The 4,388-nt window shown below is 52.1% G+C and carries 3 protein-coding genes and 1 pseudogene; 3 read left to right on the top strand and 1 reads right to left on the bottom strand.

Annotated elements, in window-relative coordinates; translation table 11 throughout:
- The 3 genes and pseudogenes from BLV85_RS14295 to BLV85_RS14285 all read left to right on the top strand — a co-directional run.
- Positions 1 to 129: pseudogene (locus tag BLV85_RS14295) on the top strand (ATP-binding cassette domain-containing protein); the annotation flags it as partial.
- 395 nt (positions 130 to 524) lie between these two features.
- Positions 525 to 1,373, top strand: a complete 849-nt coding sequence (locus BLV85_RS14290) for a transposase (RefSeq protein WP_090415893.1) — start codon at positions 525 to 527, stop codon at positions 1,371 to 1,373.
- A gap of 114 nt (positions 1,374 to 1,487) precedes the next feature.
- Positions 1,488 to 2,843, top strand: a complete 1,356-nt coding sequence (locus BLV85_RS14285; RefSeq protein ID WP_090415892.1) for an eCIS core domain-containing protein — start codon at positions 1,488 to 1,490, stop codon at positions 2,841 to 2,843.
- Between the two features lie 245 nt (positions 2,844 to 3,088).
- Here BLV85_RS14285 and BLV85_RS14280 read toward each other — a convergent pair whose 3' ends face one another.
- The gene (locus tag BLV85_RS14280) at positions 3,089 to 3,904 is read right to left on the bottom strand and encodes a hypothetical protein (RefSeq protein WP_090415891.1); all 816 of its coding nucleotides are present in this window, start codon (positions 3,902 to 3,904) and stop codon (positions 3,089 to 3,091) included.
- Positions 3,905 to 4,388: the final 484 nt, after the last annotated feature.

The raw sequence follows: 4,388 nt of genomic DNA, 5'->3' as shown, positions 1-4,388 counted from the left end.
GAAGTGCGCGACCGGCTGCATGCCTCCGCCTTGAGCCTGTCCGGCGGGCAGCAGCAGCGGCTCTGCATTGCACGCGCACTGGCCCTGGACCCGGCCATCCTGCTGATGGACGAACCCTGCAGCGCGCTCAAGGAATAAAAGGGGACGCTTCCCTTTACGAAAAGGGTGGAGTAGAGAGTAAGCTTTTGCCTGCCCTCCCTCATTAAACCGGAAAGAAAAAGGGTAGGAAGAATAAAAGGGGACGCTTCCCTTTGCGCGCAAATAGGGGTCATAACAAATAGGGGTCAGGTCGCTAATAACGAATAATAAGTGAATACTGCAAAGCGGGATCTGGCTCAGAATCAAGCATCCTTGGTTTTTTGAGCGAGGTGTTCGGGGTCGGGCCAAGTTAAGTATCTGGAAATATTAAATAAATATGTGAAATTACCCCTCAAAATAGGCTGTGGGCAGATTTTTGAGGGTAAAATCAGCAAGATGAAAGGGTCAGGTCGATAATAAATAAAACTACGTGTATACTACAACCTATGTCAAGACCACTCCGTTTAGAATTCCCCAATGCGCTTTATCACGTCACGTCGCGCGGGGATCGCCGTGAAAACATTTATGAAGATGACGATGACCGGCTAAGGTTTCTGGAAATCCTTGGAACGGTTGTTGCGGATTATAACTGGCTGTGTCACGGCTATTGCCTGATGGATAATCATTATCACCTTATCATTGAGACGCTGGATGGCAATCTGTCAAAGGGCATGCGTCAGCTCAATGGCGTTTATACGCAGGCGTCGAATCGCCGGCATGGGCGCAGCGGCCATCTTTTTCAGGGACGTTACAAAGCCATCCTGGTGGATAAGGATCATTATCTGCTCGAACTCTCCCGCTATGTTGTTTTGAACCCGCTCAGAGTCAAAGGCATAGTCAATCGGCTGGAAGACTGGCCATGGAGCAGTTATCCGGCCATGGTGGGCGATGCACCCAAACCCAAGTGGCTGACAACGGAGTGGATATTATCGTTATTCGCCAAGCGAAAAAAGCTTGCAATGGCACGATACCAGCAATTTATTCAGGAAGGCGTGCAGCATCCCCCTGAAATATGGTCGAATCTGAAAGGACAGATATACCTAGGGGATGAAGCTTTCGTAACTGAAATGCAGAAAAGGATAGGAAAGGAAAAAGACGATATCAATATACCCCAGCAGCAAAAACGGCCAATGGCAAAGCCTTTGTCCGAGATTGCCGCGCAACACAAAGATCGCAACACGGCGATCATCGCTGCTTACAAAACAGGTGCCTACAGCCAACGAGAAGTCGGAGAGTTTTATCAATTGCACCCCACGACGATAGGGGTTATTGTTCGTAAGAACAAGGATGCTTGATTCTGAATCGGATCCCGGTTTGTAGTATCTACTTGTTATTCGTCTATCGCGACCTGACCCCGTAATTTGACTCGTATTTTGGTCGCGTCTCTTGTTGAAGGAGGAAGATTAACCATGCGCACCTTCGCACAGAAACCCAAGACAACTCAGCAGATTAGATCTGCCAAGCCTGCGATACCCGGTCGAGCCTACTTTTTCAGCCGAATATCGGTGCATCCAAGATCGTCGACAAAAATTCAGGCGAATTTGACGGTAAATGCTTCAGGAGACATATACGAGCAGGAAGCAGAGCGCGTCTCCGAGCGGGTGATGCGCATGCCTGAACCACAGCTGCAGCGCGCTTGTCCCGCCGGTAGAGGGGGCCCAGGGTGTGAGGAGAAGGAGGGAGGAATGGTGCAGACCAAACCCATCGGAGATCAGATCACCCCTTTGGTGCGGCGGCAGGGGGCGCAAGAAGCAGAGAGGCCAGTGCATGCAAAAGCACAAGGGGGCATTTCGCCGGTTCCAGCTGATTTTGAATCGGAGTTAGACAGACTGTACGGCGGTGGGCATCCGTTATCGAAAGCAACGCGTGATTTTTTTGAACCGCGGTTCGGATGGGATTTCAGCAATGTAAGGGTTCACAGTAACGCGCATGCCAATCAACTGGCGCGCCGTGTCAGTGCTAAAGCATTTACGTACGGCAACAATGTCGTATTCGGAGCTGGCGAATATGCACCGGAAAGCCCGGATGGCATGAGATTACTGGGGCACGAGCTGACGCATGTCGTGCAGCAGAGCAGTCTACCGACACGCGCTGCTACGGCCGGAATGGTGCAACGGTTTGAAATCAGGACCCACGGTACTGCGCCGCATGGGTGGACCAATGTTCCAGATGAGGAGGTCGCCAGATTAGCACGCGCTCAAGATATTGTCTTCAGGGTTATCCATTGGAGGGATTGTAAGGCATATTTCCGGGATAACACGCCCGGTGGAACAGACAGCACCGCGCAAGAGCTCTATAACAATGTGGATCTATGGAAACATCCCAGCCAAAGCAGGCAGCTTTACGGAGAAGCAGAAAGACCCGGTTCCAGTATTGCTTATACACAACATGCCTATGACGTAGGTGCATGGACGCTTGCAGGTACATTTATACATGAGTTGATGCATAACGGCGGGCAAGCGGACGAAGAGGCTTGTGAAAATGCTCTGCATCCGTGCGGAAGATTACCGCAAGTGCCTGTGGGTGAACGCGATGCCGGAGGCATTGCGCCTGTTCGGCCGGGTTTGCGATTCTTTATGTCGGAAGTCAGAAGGATGCTGGGTGATCCAAATTACACGTTTGTGGATTTTGTCGGCCCAAGGGCGGTCGGTTGCCTCTATGGCCGGATAGCTGTCAATTCCTCCCACCGCTTTTGGCAAACCGCTTATACGGCACAGGTGCGCAATCTCGCAGAAGCAGCAGTAGATCAATGTTCCCGCAGATAAAGCGGAAAGGAAATCCATTCGTCCCCGGCCAGATGACGCTGCCAACGAATTCCGGGCACGCCAGTTAAGCAGTTTTTTTCATGTTCGCTACCGCTACTTCATGTTGACTGGGTTTTTTGTATCCCCGGTATTAATGCAGACGATAGTTGTCATAAAACCGCAATAATCAGGCTGAGCCGCATGGCGGGTTGGGGGCGCTGATGCCGTTCCTGTTTAAGTTTGCCAACAAAGTATTAAGATTCTTGTCAGTCGCGTGTGGTTTCAAAAATCAGATTCAGGCGAATGTCGTGCAGTTGCAGAAGACATTGACGCCGTGTATCCGCACTGGGGTTCTCCGCTCCGATGAAGAATACCGGAATGAAATCTCCAAAGCGGCGTGCCGTGTCAAAACGACCCTCGATGGCCGAGGCCACATGCGCGACATCCTCGGCCGTGAGAGTAAGAGGCAATCCGCTGGTTCTCCAGGGATAGTCACGTGCGCCATCCGTCGCCGATTCGCGAAAGCTGATCGTCCGGCCGTCGACAACGATCGGGCGCGCCGGTATCGCGGCATGTGCTGTATCGCTTGCCGAATCGGCCGGCCGCATTCCGGACAGGGCCCCACCATTAAGCGACATCCCGGCAACGAACCGGCCATGATCACCCGATTGTGGCGCAGGGCAATTGATGGTCTGCCCATATGATCGGGTTGCACCGCTAACAAAGGCGCCCACCAGCTGACTGGGTGCCTGCTCGCGGATGGGTTCCAGTCCAAAAACCAGCCAGCCATGATGATCGATTGCCACATTGCTGCGGCAGCGGGGACGCTCACCGTCCGGTTGGGACGCACTTTCATACCCGACAACGACGGCATCGGGCGACAGATCCTGGAAAACGGGTGGTGCAAGGCCGGATGTATTCACGCCGCACAATATCCCAGGCGGCTGTGTCGCCTCCCTGACATAAAGTTGCTGGCGACCAGTGGGCTCTAGCTGCACGATCTTGCGCACACCACCTGGTCCACAGGCAGTCAGAGCCAGCAACGACAGAACAGTCCCGATAATCGAAATTTTGTAGGCCATTGAATATCCTGGTGGGTTGACGCCAATCTTACTGCATTCCCGATGACCAAAATTTGGTTGGCATGCAATCATATCAAAATATCAGCACAAAGGCCCCGCAGACAACGTGCTGCCATGAGATCGTTGGTGCGGCAATTCCGGCTGAAGTTACTCTGTTGCGGCTATTTTGCAGTATTTGTCCGTTCTGCCGCCTATCCTGAGCATACAGAGGGATCAGACTTTTTGAACATATGTGACGCATTATTATTGAGCCAGGCCGGGGGTAGGGTAATCATCCAGTGTTTCCAAACAGCTTCAGAGTCAGTATATTAAATTGCCTCAATCCACGGCGGCGCCGGAGACTTTTTAACGAACAGCTATTCTTCTGCGCCGGAACAGGCCGCGGCTTAACCCAACTTCGTGACCCTATCTCAAACATCCCCAATTTTTCAACAAGTTAAAATTTTCAACTGGAGTCGGTTGGCACTACGGATTTTTTTCTGTC

The organism is Nitrosomonas halophila (genome assembly GCF_900107165.1).
GTDB classification, from domain to species: domain Bacteria; phylum Pseudomonadota; class Gammaproteobacteria; order Burkholderiales; family Nitrosomonadaceae; genus Nitrosomonas; species Nitrosomonas halophila.
This window is presented reverse-complemented; position numbering and strand designations above follow the sequence as displayed.